The sequence below is a fragment of the Paenibacillus sp. FSL R7-0210 genome (assembly GCF_038009085.1).
Classification (GTDB): Bacteria; Bacillota; Bacilli; order Paenibacillales; family Paenibacillaceae; genus Paenibacillus_AQ; species Paenibacillus_AQ silagei.
In genome coordinates, this window is record NZ_JBBPAR010000001.1 from 3,048,800 (window position 1) to 3,066,310 (window position 17,511).

Annotated in this window: 15 protein-coding genes; 4 read left to right on the forward strand and 11 right to left on the reverse strand. The window is 55.0% G+C overall.

The annotated features are described in order from the left end of the window. Nucleotides 1-4 precede the first annotated feature (4 nt). The 5 genes from mmsA to MKY64_RS13320 form a co-directional block, all read right to left on the reverse strand. Nucleotides 5-1,534: a multiple monosaccharide ABC transporter ATP-binding protein gene (gene mmsA, locus MKY64_RS13300; RefSeq protein ID WP_339256086.1), complete on the reverse strand. Its 1,530-nt coding sequence runs from the start codon at nt 1,532-1,534 to the stop codon at nt 5-7. Between the two features lie 102 nt (nt 1,535-1,636). Beyond that, on the reverse strand, nt 1,637-2,746 hold the full coding sequence (gene chvE / locus MKY64_RS13305; protein ID WP_339256084.1) for a multiple monosaccharide ABC transporter substrate-binding protein: 1,110 nt from the start codon (nt 2,744-2,746) through the stop codon (nt 1,637-1,639). A gap of 205 nt (nt 2,747-2,951) precedes the next feature. Then, nucleotides 2,952-4,166 (reverse strand): response regulator transcription factor, encoded by a 1,215-nt coding sequence (locus MKY64_RS13310; protein WP_339256082.1) that lies wholly within the window; start codon nt 4,164-4,166, stop codon nt 2,952-2,954. 22 nt (nt 4,167-4,188) lie between these two features. Further along, nucleotides 4,189-6,054 (reverse strand): cache domain-containing sensor histidine kinase, encoded by a 1,866-nt coding sequence (locus MKY64_RS13315; protein WP_339256080.1) that lies wholly within the window; start codon nt 6,052-6,054, stop codon nt 4,189-4,191. A 21-nt stretch (nt 6,055-6,075) separates the two neighbouring features. Next, a complete protein-coding gene (locus MKY64_RS13320; RefSeq protein WP_339257446.1) occupies nt 6,076-7,089 on the reverse strand; it encodes a substrate-binding domain-containing protein in 1,014 nt (337 codons plus the stop codon). A 217-nt stretch (nt 7,090-7,306) separates the two neighbouring features. Between MKY64_RS13320 and MKY64_RS13325 the strand changes: the two genes are divergently transcribed. The 4 genes from MKY64_RS13325 (at nt 7,307) to MKY64_RS13340 (ending at nt 10,552) form a co-directional block, all read left to right on the forward strand. Beyond that, nucleotides 7,307-7,495: a hypothetical protein gene (locus MKY64_RS13325; protein ID WP_036729349.1), complete on the forward strand. Its 189-nt coding sequence runs from the start codon at nt 7,307-7,309 to the stop codon at nt 7,493-7,495. Between the two features lie 140 nt (nt 7,496-7,635). Then, complete coding sequence (locus MKY64_RS13330; protein WP_339256078.1) at nt 7,636-8,550, forward strand: helix-turn-helix transcriptional regulator; 915 nt, start codon at nt 7,636-7,638, stop codon at nt 8,548-8,550. Then, nucleotides 8,547-9,554 carry a hypothetical protein gene (locus MKY64_RS13335; protein WP_339256076.1) on the forward strand — a complete coding sequence of 336 codons (1,008 nt, stop codon included), beginning with the start codon at nt 8,547-8,549 and terminating at the stop codon, nt 9,552-9,554. The genes MKY64_RS13330 and MKY64_RS13335 overlap by 4 nt, the downstream gene beginning before the upstream one ends. Continuing rightward, a complete protein-coding gene (locus tag MKY64_RS13340) occupies nt 9,551-10,552 on the forward strand; it encodes a hypothetical protein (protein ID WP_339256074.1) in 1,002 nt (333 codons plus the stop codon). The genes MKY64_RS13335 and MKY64_RS13340 overlap by 4 nt, the downstream gene beginning before the upstream one ends. A gap of 15 nt (nt 10,553-10,567) precedes the next feature. Here the strand turns inward: MKY64_RS13340 and MKY64_RS13345 are convergent, their stop codons facing one another. The 6 genes from MKY64_RS13345 to MKY64_RS13370 all read right to left on the reverse strand — a co-directional run bounded on the left by MKY64_RS13345 (nt 10,568) and on the right by MKY64_RS13370 (nt 17,451). Further along, complete coding sequence (locus tag MKY64_RS13345) at nt 10,568-12,379, reverse strand: LTA synthase family protein (RefSeq protein WP_340953446.1); 1,812 nt, start codon at nt 12,377-12,379, stop codon at nt 10,568-10,570. Nucleotides 12,380-12,731: 352 nt separating this feature from the next. Further along, on the reverse strand, nt 12,732-13,724 hold the full coding sequence (locus MKY64_RS13350; RefSeq protein ID WP_339257444.1) for an aldose 1-epimerase: 993 nt from the start codon (nt 13,722-13,724) through the stop codon (nt 12,732-12,734). A gap of 82 nt (nt 13,725-13,806) precedes the next feature. Then, nucleotides 13,807-14,529 (reverse strand): MgtC/SapB family protein, encoded by a 723-nt coding sequence (locus MKY64_RS13355; protein ID WP_036730147.1) that lies wholly within the window; start codon nt 14,527-14,529, stop codon nt 13,807-13,809. Between the two features lie 240 nt (nt 14,530-14,769). Beyond that, complete coding sequence (locus MKY64_RS13360) at nt 14,770-15,561, reverse strand: SDR family oxidoreductase (protein ID WP_076074436.1); 792 nt, start codon at nt 15,559-15,561, stop codon at nt 14,770-14,772. 179 nt (nt 15,562-15,740) lie between these two features. Continuing rightward, a complete protein-coding gene (locus tag MKY64_RS13365; RefSeq protein ID WP_076074433.1) occupies nt 15,741-16,535 on the reverse strand; it encodes an ABC transporter ATP-binding protein in 795 nt (264 codons plus the stop codon). Then, nucleotides 16,522-17,451 carry an ABC transporter permease gene (locus tag MKY64_RS13370; RefSeq protein ID WP_036729369.1) on the reverse strand — a complete coding sequence of 310 codons (930 nt, stop codon included), beginning with the start codon at nt 17,449-17,451 and terminating at the stop codon, nt 16,522-16,524. The genes MKY64_RS13365 and MKY64_RS13370 overlap by 14 nt, the downstream gene beginning before the upstream one ends. Nucleotides 17,452-17,511 lie beyond the last annotated feature (60 nt).

Genomic DNA, 17,511 nt, shown 5'->3' on the forward strand with positions numbered 1-17,511 from the left:
GGTGTTACCCCCTGCTTCGTGTCATAAATTTCATCAAAAGCTCCTGCGACGCATCCTTCCGCTCGACTTCCCCGCTGATCCGCCCTTCACACATGGTGTAGATCCGGTCGCACATCCCGATGATTTCCGGCAGCTCGGAAGAAATGACCAGCACGCCCTTCCCCTCTGCGGCAAGGCTGTTGATGATGGAATAGATTTCGTATTTGGCCCCGACATCGATACCCCGCGTAGGCTCATCCAGGATCAAAACATCCGGCTGGGCGTAGATCCATTTGCTGAGTACCACCTTCTGCTGGTTGCCGCCGCTGAGATTCACGGTTTTTTGCAGGATGCTGGGGGTCTTGATATTCAGCTTCTTGCGGTATTCCTCTGCGACCAGCACTTCCTCGTTCTCATTAATGACGCCATGGCGGGAGAGCTTCTTCAGGCTGCTGAGCGAGATGTTCCGCTTGATATCGTCGATCAGGATCAGGCCGTAATGCTTGCGGTCCTCGGTCACGTAGGCTAACCCATGCTCTATCGCCTGGCTGATGTTATTCAGGTGTACTTCCTTGCCGTGCATAAAAGTCTGGCCGCTGATCCGCTTGCCATATGACTTGCCGAACACACTCATCGCCAGCTCCGTGCGCCCTGCGCCCATCAGCCCGGCAATGCCGACCACCTCACCCCGCCGGATGTGGAGATTAATTTGATCCAGCATTTTGCGGCCCGCCTGTGTCTCATGATAGACATTCCAGTCACGGATCTCGAAGATCGTCTCTCCCAGATCCGGTGTGCGCTCAGGGTAACGGTTCGTCAGATCGCGCCCGACCATGCCTTTGATAATGACATCCTCTGTAACGGCATCCTGCTTCATATCCAGGGTCTTGATGGTCTGTCCATCCCGCAGAATCGTGACGGAATCCGCTATTTTCTCGATTTCGTTCAATTTGTGGGAAATGATAATCGAGGATATCCCCTGCTTCTTCAGCTCCAGAATGAGCAGCAGCAGGTTCTCGCTATCATCCTCATTCAGCGCCGCTGTCGGTTCGTCGAGAATGAGCAGCTTCACTTCCTTGGAGAGCGCCTTCGCGATCTCTACAAGCTGCTGCTTGCCGACACCTATCGTAGAAACTCCTGTAAACGGCGATTCCTTGAGGCCGACGGTGGTTAGCAGCGCCTTGGTCTTGACCGTCGTTTCGTTCCAGTTGATCACCCCGCGTCTGGCCTGTTCATTGCCGAGGAAGATGTTCTCCGAAATCGACAAATACGGAATCAGCGCCAGCTCCTGATGGATAATGACGATCCCCAGGCCCTCGCTGTCCTTGATATCCTTGAACTGGCATACCTGCCCCTGGTAATAGATATCCCCTTCATACGTCCCGTGCGGATACACTCCGCTAAGCACCTTCATCAGCGTGGACTTGCCTGCCCCATTCTCTCCGCAGAGGGCGTGGATCTCGCCTGCCTTCACCTGCAGATTGACTGACGAGAGCGCTTTGACGCCGGGGAATGTCTTGGTAATACCTTTCATCTCCAAAATAATTTCGCTCATGTGCCTCTCACCCAGCTTTCCTTGTGACTGTGCAGCGGTTCTCCGGCGGCGCTCCTTGCTCCGAAGCTGCCGCCGGTACCCGCCAGACCTGCGCTATGACGGCTATTGTCCCAGCTGATCCTTGGTGTAGTACCCGCCGTCCACCAGCACTTTATCCACATTGCCCGCATCCACAGAGACCGGCTCCAGCAGGTAGGACGGGACGATTTTGACCCCGTTGTCGTAGGTGGTGGTATCGTTGACTTCAGCTTCGGTCCCCTTCAGCACACTCTCCGTCATCTCCACTGCCTTCTTGGCCAGCTCGCGGGTATCCTTGAATACTGTCTGGGTCTGCTCTCCGGCCAGAATGGACTTCACGGAAGCCAGCTCGGCGTCCTGTCCGGTAACCACCGGAAGCTTCTTGTCACCGGAGCCGTAGCCTACCCCCTTGAGCGAAGACAGGATACCGATGCTGATGCCATCGTATGGAGACAAGACTGCGTCCAGATTATCGCTCGCATAGTTCGCACTCAGCAGGTTATCCATCCGTGACTGGGCGGCAGCGCCGTCCCAGCGCAACGTAGCTACCTTATCCATCGTAAGCTGCTTGCTGCGGACCACCAGTTTACCGGAATCGATATATGGCTTCAGAATCGACATGGCGCCGTCGAAGAAGAAGTAGGCATTGTTGTCATCCGGCGATCCGCCGAACAGCTCGATGTTGAACGGGCCCTTGCCGTCCTTCAGGCCAAGCTTCTCTTCAATGTAAGAGCCTTGCAGCACACCCACCTTGAAATTATCGAAGGTTGCATAATAGTCTACGAATTCACTTTTTTTGATCAGACGGTCATAAGCGATCACCTTAACGTTGGCGTCATGCGCCTTCTGCAGCACGTCCGTCAGCGCCTCACCGTCAATTGAAGCGATTACAATTGCGTTCACACCTTTGGTGATCATGTTCTCAATCTGCGAGACCTGATTCTCCACCACATCCTCCGCATATTGCAGATCTGTGCCGTAGCCCAGCTTCTCGAACTCCTTGACCATGTTGTTGCCGTCATTCACCCAGCGCTCCGAAGATTTGGTCGGCATCGCGATGCCCACCTTGCCCTTCGATGTATCCCCGCCGCCGGAAGAGCTGCCAGCGCTGCTGGATGAATTACCACTGTTGCCGCATGCAGATAAGATGAGTACCAGTGTTAGCAGAAGCGTGATCATTGAATATTTTTTCATTCCTGCACTACCCCCTGAACTATTCTGATGTCTTCCACAGGTGTTCCCGTGTGACAAATCGAGTATAGCAACCGGGGGCAGGTGCCGTATTTACACTGAGGCTACTGTTTTTGTGAAAATATAACTTTTTATATGCAAAAAGGAATGCCCTCTCGCCTATAGATGGCTACTGAAGCATTCCCCACTATTCATTCTGTATCTTCAGTTACTTGCGTACCTCAGCCTGCACCCCTTTACGGAACTGCAGCGGCGCCACACCGGTCTGCTTCTTGAAGGCCGTGCTGAAATAATGCTGGGTCTCATAGCCCGACTGCTCCGCCACCTCGTTAATACTGAGGTCGGTTGAATGCAGAAGCTGGGCGGCCCGGCGGATACGGGTCTGGGTCAGATACGTGCCGAAGGATTGGCCCAGCTCCTGCTTGAACAGGCGGCTCAGATAGACCGGGGAGGCTTGAAGCAGGCCTGCTGTGGCCTCCAGGGTAAGCTCGCATTCGCTGTAATGCTCCTGGATATGCTGCTTCGCCCGGCGGACGAGCGGGGACAGCGGCTGCTCCTTGACCAGCGCCACCCGGCAGCTCCGGTAAGCGGCAGCAAGCTCTGTAATCTCTCCCTGGATCAGCCGCGTGCCGACTTCAACAGCGATTTTGAGATGGCTGCGCACTGCGGCCTCCACTCCGGCCAGGATGCGCTCACAGGCGGCATCCCACAGCAGGATAACGATCAATCCGGCGGCGTCCCGGAACATCACCTTGGGATACGGGTCCAACAGCTCGGCGGCGATATTCTCTATGGCGAACAAGAAGAGCTGCCGCTCTTTCTCCTTCATCGCCGGATGCTGGCCCTCCCACCTCCAGCGGATGATGCCGATCAGCTCCGGCCGCTGCGGCGGAAGCTTGAGGAATTGCAGCTGCTCCCGGATCTCCGCCTGGCTCAGATTACCATCCAGCCATTCCTGGCAGAAGCGCTCGCGCAGCAACGGGAAGTTCTTCATCAGCTGCCGGGAAGCCTGCTCCAGATGCTGGCTCTGCTGCCGCTCGGACTCCAGCTCATCGCGGACGCCCCGCAGCACCTGCATCAATTGCTTCGGCTCCGCAGGCTTGAGAATATAATCATTCACCTGCAGCCGGATCGACTCCTGGGCATAGGCGAATTCATCGTGGCCGGTGATCACAATAATCTTGCAGCCGGGCAGTGCCTCCCGCAGCCGCTTCATCAGCTCCATGCCATGCATAATCGGCATGTTCAGATCCACCAGGGCGATATGAATGGCATTCTCCACGGCCAGCTCCAGCGCCTCTTCCCCGTCTTCTGCCTCTGCCGTCACCTCCATGCCCAGGCTATCCCAGTCCACGCATTGCCGGATGCCCTCCCGGATAATGCGCTCATCATCGGCAATGATTACTTTCCATTTCTCTATCATCTGCGGATCATCCTCCTCTGTCCTAATCCTTCTCAGGGTAATGCTCACGAACAACCGGATGACATACGGTTACAAGAGTTCCCTGCCCCGGTCCGCTCTCAATCTGGATACCGTACGGCGCTCCATAGGTCAGCCTGATCCGCGCCTGCACATTCAATATGCCGTAGCCGCTTCCTGCGGTGCCTGTTACAGCCATGTCCGTCTCCGTACGCTCCAATTCTTCTGCGCCAACCGCTTCGAGCCGCTGTCTGAGCTCCTTCAGCTTATCCGCAGACATCCCTGCACCATCATCGCGTACGGTAAGATACAGGTCGTTGTCCCGTTCTACAACTGCAATGGAGAGGTGGCCGGGGCCGCGTCGTTCCTTGATGCCGTGATAGATCGCGTTCTCCACCATCGGCTGCAGCAACAGCTTAAGCACGTACAGCTCCTGTAAGTGCGGCTCCACTTCAATGGAATAGGTCAGCTTGGTGCTATAACGAACATGCTGAATTTTCAGATAGCTGACGATATGCTCCAGCTCATCGGAGAGCGGTATGATATCACTCCCTTTGCTTAAGCCCAGCCGGAACAGCCTGGAGAGGGACTGGACGACCTCGGCGATATCCTCCGCTCCCTTGCTGCGGGCCATCCAGTGAATCGTATCCAGCGTATTGTACAGAAAATGCGGCTTGATATGCGCCTGGAGACTGCGCAGCTCCGCCTCACGCTTTTGCCGCGCCTGAAGCTCGGTCAGGGATAGCAGCCGGCTAATCTGGGCCAGCATCGTATTGAAGCTGCGGCCGAGCAGCCCGATCTCATCGGATCGGCTGCCCCAGTAGCGGATCGTCAGATCACCGGACTGTGCCTTGCTCATGAAGGAGGCCAGCTGGCCGATAGGACGGGAGATCGAATAGGCCAGATAGAATGAGGCGGTCATGCCCAGCATACAGACCACAAATACAAACGTGACAACATTGAACGTAATCTCGCGGATTCCATAAGCCGACTCATCCATCGGGAACACGCCCATCGTGGTCCAGCCGGTAAACGGCGAGGTCCGGTAGATCAGCTGAAGCTTGCGGCCGTCTACTGTCTCCGAGGTAATGCCCGAGGACTCGGTGAACAGACCTGCCGGGATGTTACGCATTAAAGGGTGCTGCGGCGCGTAAATCATCTCTCCGCGATTGTCCACCACCGTCAGATATCCGGTTTTGCCGAGCGTGACATCTCTAGCCGTCTCCGCGATCACCCGCAGCTTCAGATCCACCAGCACCACACCCTGGACCACCTGCGTCTCAGGATTCACAATGGCCCGTACAGCAGAGACCACCTCGCTCTCCTTATAGTCCACATGGGACCTGACCGCACGGCCATACGGATGCCCGACGATCAGGAAGATCCCCTTATTCTCTGCCGCCTGCTTGTACCAGCTCTCCTCCGTCAGCCGGGTACCGGAACGGGTATACATCTCGTTGCTGATGAAATCGCCTTCACGGTTGACCAGCATGATGCCTGCTATCTCGGAGCTGAGTGTGGTGAATCCCTGCAGAAATTTGCGGATATTGTATTCCGCCGATTCCCCATTGCCCGCTGCGGGGTCCGGCTGTGCCGGAGCCGGTGACGCCCCCTTCAGGAACTTCTGGACGCCCGGATCGAACGAGATCAGGTACGTAATTTTCTGCAGATTCTCCACATCACTCTCTATGGCGGTATTTACCTTGCGGATGAGCTGCATCGTGTTCTCGGTACTCTGCTCCTCCACGATCCTGTCCACCGTCCAGCCAATCAACAGCCCCAGTCCAATGGAAGGCAGAATGCTAATCAGCAAAAAGTGAATAATCAGCTTATAGCGGATCGGCATATTATTCAGCTTCAGCTTCTCCATGCTCACGCCGGTCTTGTGCATCCCAGGCTCCCCCTCTGCCGCCTATTTGGCATAATAATTGTCCACATTCTGCCGCGTGACCACATCAATTCCGGTATCTACAGAATCGGGGACAGGCAGGGGCTTGTTATTGGCATAGGCCTCAGGATCAGCCTCCAGATCACGGTGCAGATGAAACAGCTCGGTCAGCGACCAATAACCCATATTCCAGGTGCCCTGGGCCATGGTTGCGGCAATCTTGCCTTCCTTCACCAGATCGAGTGTGCCTTTATCCGTATCGAAGCTGATAATCTGCGGGACCGGTCCGCTCCCAGGGGCGGCATCCACAGCTTCCGCGACCCCGATGCCTCCATTACTTTCCGTGGCAAAAATTCCCGCCAGCTGCGGATAACGCACCAGCAGCTGCTCGGCAGCCTCCCTGGACGCCACCTGATCTCCCCGCCCATCCTTAACCGCCACCAGCTTCATCTGCGGGTATTTGCTGCGAATTGTGTCCGTGAAGCCGTCCGTCCGCTCCTGGTGATTATGCTGATCCGGTGTGGTGATAATAGCTACCTCGCCCTTGCCCCCGGTCAGCTCGGCCATCTTATGCGCCGCCTTCGTTCCGGCATTATAATTGTCCGTTCCCAGGAAGGAATACGCCTTGCTGCCCTCCGCTCCCGAATCAAACAGCACCACCGGAATACCACTCTCCACAGCCTTGTTAATCGTCGCTGTAAGCAGCTTGGAATTCACGGCCGAGATGGCAATTCCCGCCGGCTTCTTGGCGATGGTCTGCTCCAGCACCGTCATCTGTTCACTCGCATTATGCTGGGTGGAGCCGTGATACTCGACGGATACATTAAGCTCCTCTGCGGCGTCCTCGAAGCCCTTCAGCACGCTTTTCCAGTAATCTATGCCGATCTGGAACGTAACCATCACGTATTTGTCCTCAATATTGCCGCGCAGTCCCGCAGTCTCCCACGGGTCTGCCGCATTCCCCTGCTGCTTGTAATTCAGCACGTAGAGTACGAAGATGCCGATTAGCAGCACGTAGACAAGCCCAAGCTTTTTCACATATGTAACCCCTTTCATAACAATGAATGCTGAAGGCCCTAGGTCCCCAGGTTCTTCCATCTATGTCCAATCTAGTCTACTGGCTTGGCAGCCGTTCCGTCAATTACGTTACTGGGCCAATAGTTAAAAACTCGTTATCTGCTACGACATTTTATGTCGTACCGCTTGTTCTATACTGGACAGGTACCATCAATTCAATGAAACGAGGATTACAAGAATGTCAAAAACCAAACGCGGACGGGTACTCTGGACCCTTCCTTCCCGTGGACGCGGCACCTGTCCGGTCTGCGGGACCACCCGGATCAAGCTGCTCTACACCAAAATAAAATCCGACGGCAGCGCCCTGAAGGTCTGCAAGCGCTGCGACAAAGCGACGCAGGTTAGAGTGGACGCAGCAACCAAGTAAAATGACGCAAGGATGCCCCCTGCTTCATGCTTCGTGCATGGATGCCGGAGCATCCTTGTTTCTTTGAGAGGAACGCTCACGCTGGTCTAAAGCACCATCTCCAGCTATACTGGAGGCTGACAGAAAGGAGCGGGAGCAGCATGAGCCATATTCACCGGATTCAGTGGTTTGACCAGCAAGTCCGCCAGCTTACTTATCCGAACAGCAGCAAGCTGGCGGAGCAGTTCGAGATTTCCAGGCGCCAGGCCCAGCGGGATATTGAATACCTGGCGGAATCGCTGCGGGCCCCGCTCCGCTATGTAGCGAAGCAGCGCGGATATATCTATGAGGACAACAGCTTCGTGCTCCCACATCTGTACATTACGGACGAGGAGCAGCGGGTGCTGAAATATCTGGCTTACCGGTATAGTCACTATGATTATGAGAACGCCCAGACCATCCGCAAGGTGGGCGGTCTGCTGGAGCGGTTCACGGCGCAGCCGCTTGCGGACAGGGAGATTAAGCTGCCTGTATTTGAAGTGAATCCCCACCGACTGCAGGTCATGGAGATGCTGGAGCAGGCTATTCAGGCCCGCAGGGTGGTCCATGTTCTCTACCTGAACGGGCAGGATCCCCCGCAGGAGCTGTATCTCTGTCCCCTACAGCTAAGCCGGCGGATTGAAGATGATTATCTCGTGGCCGCTGTGGAAGGAGACGGGCGGAGTGAGTATTACAACCTGTCGGGCATCCGTGAGCTAACACTGACCAGCAGGGTTTTTATAGCCGGGGAGAACGGCCCTGCAGCTCCAGCCGGGCAGGCCAGATCCTTGAAGCCGTTCACGGCAAGAATCCGGTTACCCGGAATACCCCGGGAGCCGTCTTGGGGAGGTTACCAGCTTCGCGCCGCTGACAAGGATATCTACGAAGTTGATTTTTATGATACCAGCGCGTTCATTGCACATCTGCTCCACTCGGAGTGGAGTGCCCTCCTGGCCCCGAAATGGCTGAAGGAGAAGCTCCGCAGCATCTGTGAGACAGTAGTGAGCCGCCTGGATGAACAGGAGAATGAACATTGAGCAAACGAACAGGTGTAATCCTTGACGTCCGGATGCAGCGTGAATCGAAATCCTTTACCGATGCGCTCTATGCCGTACTGACTGCCGCCGGGTTATTCGAGGGTCCAAAATTCATGCTCTCCGGGCTAAGCGGCATGGCCTTCAAATTCACCGTACATGAGAAGCTCCTCCCCATGTCTGTTACGGCTTACGGACAGTGGGGCACAGAGCATCGCCGGGCTGTCGACAACCTCGGGATCTTCTTGGTGGATGACGGCGGGAGAACCAGACATGATTCCTTCGGGGCGTATCAACGGATCGCTATTGACTGTGTCAAGCAGAGTCTGGACCGCGGTCTGGCCTGCCTCTACTGGATACCGGAATTCGGAGTGATTCATGGTTATGATGAGGATGACCGGGTGTTCTATGTACAGGATGGCTGGTCCGATGCGACACAATATGTGCTGTATGATAACTTCGGCCTTAACTTCACGCCCTTCTGGGACTGTATGTATGTCGGAGAGCGGGTGATGATTCCGTTGCAGGATACTGTACTTGAATCACTTCGGCTTGCGCTGGAGGATTGGGAGACTCCTCACAAAACACTTCCTGACTTAAGCCTCGGTTCAGGCCGCCTGGCCTACAGCTTCCTGATCCGGGCGCTTCAGCAGGGCGGATTCGACAGCTACGGCGCTATTTACATCCTTGAATCGTATATGACTTCACGGATCGAGATCTCCGCTTATCTGCAGGAGGTTCAGTCCGTATTGCCGGGGCTGGAGGAGGTTCAACACTTGTATGCTGAGCTGGTGGAGGGGCTGAGGGGACCGTTCACGGCTGCAATCTCTGAGAAGAACAGCGGCAAGCTGCTAATGCAAGTTCAGCTTCCCTCCCTCTGCTCTGCTTTGAAGAAGGCCTTGGAGCTGGAGGAACGGGCGATGCAGCAGGTTACAAAAATTTCTGGGCAGTACCCGGACCGGAAGCGGTCCACACTGCCCAGATGGGGGGCGCACACCGCACGATGAATGAACATCATAATAAGCACGCTTCAGCCGCTGCGGATCAGCCGCGTGTGCCGCCCGCTTCTTCTTTTGCAGATGCGATGCACCAGGTCCTGTCGGCCAAAGGCTGGTTCACACTCTCCAAGCCCATGCTGGCCGGAATGACGGCCTTATGTTTCCGTCTGTCGGTACACAGGCAGCTTCACCCGGATTCTGCTACGGCATATAACTGGGCGGCTGAACATTGCGTAGCAGCAGATCTGATTGGTATTATCGCCATGCAGGGTGCAGGCTTTAACTTCAGCCCTACCTTCCCTCTCTATCAGAAGCAGGCTATTTCAGAAATCCGCAGATCACTTGAGCAAGGCACCGGTGTGGTCTGCTGGAAGGACCGTTTCATAGTGATTACCCGCTGTGATGATGAACGGCAGCTTTTCTATTACACAGAGAATGCTTCTGCCGCAGAACTGGAGCTGCCTTACGAGCAATTCGGAAGGAATGAATCGCCATATTGGTATGGCCAAATCTATGAAGGCCAGATCCGCAAGGATATCGTTCAGGTGCTCAGAGAGTCCTTCATCCAGGCGGTGTATAAGGCAGAGGTTCATGATCTGATGCTGCCGGAATCGCAATATGCCTGCGGTTTGCAGGCCTATGATGCTATGCTGGAAGCCTTGGCGGACAACACCTATGATGCTGCCGGAGCTTATGAGACGCTGCTCTTCTATGCAGGTTTGAAGCAGGACACTGCAGCCTACGCAAAAGAAGCCAGCCAATATTGGCCCGAAGTTGAAGGCGTTGCAGAGCATTATGCAGCTCTGGCTGCTGTCTATAATCAAATAACGCACAGTCTATGCAAGCAGACTGTACAAGCTCCAGAGGGTCCATGTTCGCTGGATGCCCAATCTCTGCTTCCACTCCTCCGGGAAGCGAAGCGTATCGAGACCGCAGCGATCCAGTCCATTCGTCTGCTGCTGCGGGAGCCGATTGAGAACCGCTTCCATGATGTGGGGCTGCGCTAAGCCACGGCGGAGTGCTCAGAACATCAGCGACTCCGCATATTTCTCCCCTTCCAGCAGGTCATATTCGACCAGACGGTAGTCATCCAGCAGCGCCTGCTGCTCAGGGGTCAGCTCCTGCAGAATTCCGGTATCGCCCGGCCCGATTAGCACCTTCTTGCTAAGTCCCGGAATTTCCGCCCGTACCTGCTCCAGCAGCTTATAAAAGGCCGGCAGCGTCTGCCCGGATAACCGGAAGACCGCAGGGCCGAGAAAGGCCGGGCTAAGCGTCCCGAGCGGCTCTTTCCCGATCTCAAAGTTAGCGAGTACCAACAGCTTCGTCTCATGCTTCAGCCTTGGCTCCTGATCCCAGCCTGCTGCGGTATAGATCCCGGCGCTGAGCGCAGGCAGATGATCTCCCCAGAACACCGCGATGGTGGACCGCTTGATCTTCAGCAGCTCCTGCTGGAGATAAGCCATGGCCTCGTCTGTCAGCTTGGTATCCTGCACATAAGTCTCCAGCTCATCCTTCTGCTCTGGCAGTCCGCCTTGAACGGTGATGGTATTCGGTCCGTTCAGGCCTTTGGTGAAAGGAAAATGATTCTGCATCGTCACCAGATGCAGGAATGCCGGGCCCGATGCCTCTTGAAGCTGCCGGACCGCCTCCTGTACAGCTGCTTTATCCGAGACATACCCCTCTGGAGTCAGGCGGTCAGCGTCCGGCAGATCCTTCTCACTTGTGAAGCGGTCGAACCCCAGCACCGGATAGACACGGTTACGGTTATAGAAGGTATCATCGAACGGATGCAGCGCCAGTGCCTCATACCCTCTGTCCTTCAGAATACTGACGATCGACGGCAGGGAGGACATTTTGACGATGCGCTGTTGATAAGGAATCGTTCCATCCCCCAGAAAATACATCGACAGCCCGGTCAGGGCCTCGAACTCCACATTAGCCGTATTGCCGCCGAATTCCGGGGACAGCAAATAACCGGACGGCGTCTGGCCCGCCACCCCATGGATGAACTTCAGCGGATCTTCGCTAAGCGTATATCCGGGCAGGCGCGTAGGGTCGAAGAACGCCTCATTCATCATAAACAGAATGTTCGGCTGCTCCCCTGGCGCGGCCTGTGCCGGCGCCTCCGGCAATGCCGAATACTTGGCAGCTACCGCCTCAACCGCTTCGCGGGTGTAGCCCTCCGGCTTGTCCATCAGGCTCTGCCTCAGATTCCCGGCGAACGCATACACGAACCCGTTCTGCGTATAATTCACCTTCTGATTCCAGAAGATGTTCTGATAGCTCATTGCTGCAACAACCGGAGATTGACCGGTGACCAGCACAAGAAACCATGCGCTGAGCCCTACAGAGATCCCCGCCAGCGTCACGCGCAAGGACAGTCTGATCCGGTTCTTCGGCAGCTTAATAATCACAAGGACCAGACCGGCAACCAGCAGAACAGCGGTCCCTATAGCAAACGGAGAGATCATCCCGCTGGTAATCTTGCTCATTCCTTCGGCATTCTTCAGCAGCATCAGATCCCACGGAAACAGCGGTTCTCCTCTCGTAGCCAGCTTCTGATCACTGGCAATCCCCAGCAGCACGAACAGCGCCGAGATCACCGCCGGCCCCGCATACGCATTCGGCACGATCACTGAGCTTAAGAGCAGGATGAAGAAAATAAACAAACTTCCGGTACAATACAGCCAAGGATAAGCGCCAACCCACTTTAGCGCATGAAGCACATCCATCCGAAAAGAAGCAGCCTGCAAAAACAAATTCAGCCCAAATCCTATAGCCAGTAAAATGATCAACAAATACAACAAACGCTTCGATGGCAATATCCGAGACAAGTTCATTCACTCCTAACTATTAAAGGAGTAGTATACGCCTTTAAGCTTAAAACCGCCTTAAAATTCATTTCCCAAATGAGTACAACGCTACAAAAAAGAGCAGCATCCATACATCAGACGCTGCTCTTCTCTTTTCTTTTCTATTCTCATCCCAGCGGGATAGACTGAAAAGGATAATAACTAATTAGGCCAAGGATTGAAGGGGGATTTTGGAACTGTAGGAGCGGTAGCGTCCGCCTTTGTCCCCGGATTTCCACCGCGGTAAGCGGTATAAATCAAGAAATCTGGGGGCAACAGCGGCCGGAAGTCCAAATATCCACCGGAATGACGCCTGTGCCTAAGCCGCCTAAGCCTACTTCACGTATATCCGGCTGCTCTCCTCCCAATATTCCCCAGGCTCCAGCCCGAACAAGCCGATGTCATCAGCAGGCAGATCCACCTTTGGCGCATTCACCAGGTTGATCTGCGGCTCAGGACAGAAGAAGCCTTCGGTTGCTCCGTTGTTCCAGATCATCCATTGCTTATACGAGGTACCCACATCATACACCAGCGTAACTCCGGCCTTGCGGTCGGTCAGCTCCATCCGGTTCCGTCCATTCTGGGCGGCTGCGGTATAGTGGTTGTCCATAGACGCGTAGAATGGATACAATCCTTCGCCGCGCAGAGCTACCTCATCAGCAGTCAGCTCCTGGAATTTGCCGGTTGGCAGCATCCGCTCGTTAAGCTCCCAGCGTTCGCCGATCGTTAGCTTAACACGGTAATCCTGCGCGCTGCTGCCTGGGGCGAACGGAGCATTAATAGCGGTATGGAACGCCAGCAGGCAAGGCATCAGCACATCACCGTCATTGTGGACCAGCAGCTGCTGGGACAGGCCGCCTTCACCGAGCGTGTAGCGCAGCTTGATCGTATATTTGAACGGCAAATACTGATAGGACGGATGGTTCTCATCCACCTTGATCGCTACAGTGACGAAGCTTTCGCTTGTGCCGGTACCGAATTCCTCTACCTCCCATGCTGCTGTATGTAGGAAGCCATGCAGATGATTGCCGGTTTTGGCTTCATTGACAGGCAAATGATAGGTCTGTCCATTCCACGGGAACTCTCCATCCTCATAGCGGTTCGGCGGAAACAGTACAGGAATGCCGTGAATGCCCGGGTTCGCCTTGAATGCTTCCATCTCTTCCGCGCCAGGCTCATGCAAGAAACGGTAACCGCTCTCAGTATCCCGGAAGCAGATCAGATTCCCGCCGATGCCCGGCAGAATAGCCGCTTCATAACGGCCGGCCTTCAGCCAGACAGCGGCTTCTCCCTCATAGTGTCCTTCAAATGCTGTAATCGGTGTCATTACAATAATCCCCTTCCATATGATCAAAATGACTCTCTCATAGATAGAGTACCACATCTGCCGGAATGGCAACATGCCATTTTTACAGCTGCTCGACTTCGACACTCATGACATGCTCGATTTTTTTCACATCATAATAGATTTCCGTAGCATAATCCTTGTCTGGTGCAGAAACGACCATGTCGATCATCTGCCTGCCATCCTCAAGATCCTTGATCTTCATTCGCCGGATGGTCCGGCCGGTTTTGCGCGTTTTGCGCTGGTCGGTCATGACATGCCGCTGCTCAATCTTCTGAATCACATCCGTCAGGATATAGTTCGGTTCCATAATGATTTTGATGGAGATCTCGTGCTTGTTCAGCACTTCAGGTCCGATGGCTTTGATAAGCAGAGGCACAGCGTTAACCGCGAACATAAGCAGTATAACCGCATAACCCGCCTCTACATAAAAGCCTGCGCCAACTGCAATTCCGATACCGGATGCCGTCCAGATCAGCGCGGCCGAGGTTAAGCCGGAGATCGCATCTCCGCCTCTGCGCAGAATAACACCCGCTCCCAAAAAACCGATACCGCTGACAATCTGCGCTGCCAGACGCATCGGGTCCATATTGGGATGATCCGGTCCGCCGAATTTGTCATACGCATGAATAGATACCAGGGTTACCAGACAGCTGGCGATGCTGATGACCATACTGGTCCGGATTCCCAGCGGTTTCTGTTTCAATTGGCGGTCAATGCCGATGAACAGCCCGAACAGCATGGCCACAAGCAGCTTGATGATTGATTCCATATGCAGCAGGTCCATATTCATAATTTATTTTCCTCCTTCCTCGCCCGTCATGGCACATAGAATCAGTATACCTGAAATGCGCTGCAACTTTTACTGAAATTTTCTGCTGCCCGGTCAAAACAAGAAACGGACGCCTATCCCCGCTAACCGGGATCTTCAGGCAGTACTGCCTAAGGCTCCGGCAAGGAACATCGTCCGCTTCAGAGAAGACTTCACTTATCCCATCATATGAGCGATGAGTGACTTATAGAAGGATTAGCCGTGCAGGAGGGATTCCGCTCCGTCACAGTAGATTTCCGTACCCGTGATATGATCCGAATCCTCAGAAGCCAGGAACAGCGCCAGCTTAGCCACCTGATCCGGACGCCCCGGCCCCTTCTCCAGCGGCTGCCCGCCATCCGGGAATTCCACTTCAATCTGCACTTCCTTAAGATCATCTGAAGGATAGGTATTATCATCTATATTCGTGGTAATCGCTCCCGGACAGATAGCGTTTACACGAATCTTGTACTGGGCCAGCTCAAGAGCAGCCATTTTCATAAAAGCCACCTGCCCCGCCTTGGTCGTACTATATGCAGAGAAACCGACATTGGAGAATACCCGGTTACCGTTGATCGAGCTGTTGATCAGAATGCTGCCGCCCTTCTCTTTGAGATGGGGGATGGCATACTTGACAGTGGCGAAGGTGCCCCGCAGATTAATCTGAATCGTCTGATCCCAGGACTCGATGTCCATCGTCTCAATCGGTGTCATGGCCCCGTTAATCCCGGCATTGGCGAAGACCACATCCAGCTGTCCCCACTTCTCGATAACCTGTTTCACAGCATGCTCCACCTGCGGCGGATCAGCGATATCGCATTCAAACACTGCAGCTTCCCCGCCCTCCTGCGTGATCTGAGCGGCCACCTTCTCTGCATTCTCCACCGTACGGTCCAGAAGTGCCACCTTGGCTCCGCTTCTGGCGAACTCCAGCACAGATGCCCGGCCGATGCCCGAGCCGCCTCCTGTAACAATCGCTACCTTGCCTTCCAGTTTCTTCGCAGTCATATGTCCAGTCGCCTCCATTTGGTGTTTGATGTTCAAGTTATGTTCTTTCCCTTAACTTTACCTCTCATACCCGGAAGTGAATCGGACCAGGGACACCTGAAAATGACAAAAAGCTCGATCCGCTACCGGATCAACCGGCTGCAGATCAAGCTATAACGCTAAAGACTGATGATCCCTAATCAGCCCAGCATCATCCGGTCGTCAGCCAGCTTATGGCCGCTGATCGCTTCGAATTCGCCAAGCAGACGCTCTACCGTCAGATCCTTTTTGCGCGTCTCATCGAAATCGAGGATGATCGAGCCTTTGTCCATCATGATGAGCCGGTTGCCCAGGCGGATCGCCTGATCCATGTTATGGGTAACCATCAGCGTAGTCAGCTTCATCTCACGGACAATGGATTCCGTAAGGGTGGTGATCAGTTCGGCGCGCGAAGGGTCAAGCGCAGCTGTATGCTCATCCAGCAGCAGAATCTGCGGCTGGGTGAAGGTCGCCATCAGCAGGCTCAACGCCTGCCGCTCGCCTCCTGAGAGCAGCCCCACCTTGGCGCGCAGCCGGTCCTCGAGGCCGATGCCCAGGCGGCTGAGCTGTTCGCGGAACAGCGTACGTCTGTGCGCATTGACACCCAAGGACAGCCCGCGGGGTTTGCCCCGCTTGTAGGCCATGGCCAGGTTCTCCTCAATCGTCATATGCGGCGCTGTCCCGGCCATCGGGTCCTGGAAGACCCGGCCGATCCAGCGTGCGCGCTGGTATTCCGCCAGATGGCTGATCGAGCTGCCTTCAATGCGCGCTTCCCCCAGATCGGGCTTCATCACGCCTGAGATAATATTCATCAGTGTAGATTTGCCGGCACCGTTACTGCCGATAATCGTTACGAAATCGCCCGCGTTCAGTTCAAGATCGATCCCCAGCAGCGCGACCTTCTCATCCGGCGAGCCGGGGTTGAACAGCTTACATACATTGTCAAGCTTCAACATTGGCGGCCCCTCCTCTCTGCTTACTGCGCTGAGCCAGCTCAGCAAGCTCTGCCGTCCGTCTGCGGGCCGTGCTCTTCTGCTTCACATACCGCTGAACCGACGGGAAGACGAGGGCAATAATGACGATAATTGCGGTGATCAGCTTGAGATCGGAAGGCTTGAGCCAAGACACCCGGAGTGCCAGAGCGACAACGATCCGGTACACGATGGAGCCGAGCAGCACAGCCAGTGTCGCCCGGAAGACGTTCTTCGCACCGAAGATCGCTTCCCCGATAATCACCGACGCAAGCCCGATGACAATCATACCGATCCCCATCGACGCATCGGCGAAGGAAGAATACTGGGCGATCAATGCGCCCGAGAGCGCCACCAGCCCGTTCGACAGGCTGATCCCCAGAATCGTTGTTGTATCCGTGTTCACTCCGAAGCTGCGGATCATCCGCGAGTTGTCGCCGGTGGCCCGCAGGGCCAGTCCCAGATCGGTGCGCAGGAACAGATCCATCAGGATTTTGACCAGTACAACGATAAAAGGCATGACCAGCAGCGGATTCATGGAGCTGAACAATGTGTCATCTCCCATCAAGGAGACATTCGGCTTCACCAGAATCCGCAGATTGATCGAATACAAGGCAATCATCATCAGAATCCCGGACAACAGCCCGTTGATTTTCCCTTTGGTATGGAGCAGACCGGTACACATCCCTGCCGCCATTCCCCCGAGCATTGCGCACAAGGTCGCCAGCAGCGGAGAATAACCGCTGCTGATCATCACTGCAGCAATCGCGCCGCCGGTTGTAAAGCTTCCATCCACCGTCAGATCGGGAAAATCCAGAATACGGAAGGTAATATACACCCCAAGTGCCATGAATGCGTAGAGCAGGCCCATTTCCAGAGCCCCGATTAATGAATTATACATTGCTGACTTCCTCCCTCAAGCGGCAAAGGGCGCCCAGCTCGGACGCACCCTGTTTATGAA